This is a genomic window from Falsirhodobacter sp. alg1 (assembly GCF_000739715.2).
GTDB lineage: Bacteria > Pseudomonadota > Alphaproteobacteria > Rhodobacterales > Rhodobacteraceae > Falsirhodobacter.
This window is the reverse complement of sequence record NZ_BBJC02000064.1, coordinates 1-701: the sequence shown is the minus strand read 5'-3', so window position 1 is coordinate 701 and position 701 is coordinate 1. Positions and strand designations below refer to the sequence as shown.

The 701-nt window shown below is 60.1% G+C and carries 2 protein-coding genes; one reads left to right on the top strand and one right to left on the bottom strand.

All coding sequences use genetic code 11. From position 1 onward, the window contains the following. The coding region (locus tag TR36_RS14185; RefSeq protein ID WP_153010598.1) for an AsnC family transcriptional regulator at nt 1–121 on the bottom strand (121 nt) is incomplete at its 3' end. A gap of 149 nt (nt 122–270) precedes the next feature. On the opposite strand from TR36_RS14185, the gene TR36_RS15965 reads away from it, so the two are divergent. Further along, a partial coding sequence (locus TR36_RS15965) for an SAM-dependent methyltransferase (RefSeq protein ID WP_237763606.1) occupies nt 271–701 on the top strand: 431 nt, incomplete at its 3' end.

Genomic DNA, 701 nt, shown 5'->3' with positions numbered 1-701 from the left:
GATTCCATACCGGCGTCTTCGAACTGTCCGACTTTCTGGCAATCTCATCAAGTGATTGCGCGGCATCCAGTTGCAGTTCCGCAAGGATCTTCCGATCCATCTCATCCAATCGGGCTACCATTCGCGCTCCATCCGGTTTTACGGGAACGTCGTTCCCTCTCGTTCCTGTATTCGAACATCCGTTCTTATCCGCAAGAGGATATAGCCCGCAGGGGGAATTATATCCTATATAGAGAGGCAACAGCCACGCCACGACGACGGAGCGCAGAGATGAAGCCGACACCAGCACAGACCCATGCCGTGACCTTTGCCGGTGCCGGCCCNGGTGCGGCCGATATGCTGACACTCGGCGTACTGCGGGCCATCGAACAGGCGGACGTGGTCATACATGACCGTCTTGTAGGCCCCGAGGTCTTGGACCTCATCCCCGCAGGAACCCTGCGCGTGGATGCGGGCAAAGAGGGTTTCGGCCCCTCCACACCCCAGGCGGCAATTCATGCATNGMTKWTCSAGGAACAGGCGATGCGGGTGGCCATCGAATGCGCGGGCTTCACGCCCGGCGAGGCCGACATGCTGCGGAAGAGCATGGCGACCTTCAAGTTTACCGGCGGTGTCAGCGCGTTCCGTGACAAGCTGATCGACGGGATGGTCGAGCGCGGCTACGAAGCCGGCTTCGCCGAGCGGACGTTCAGGCAGCTTGA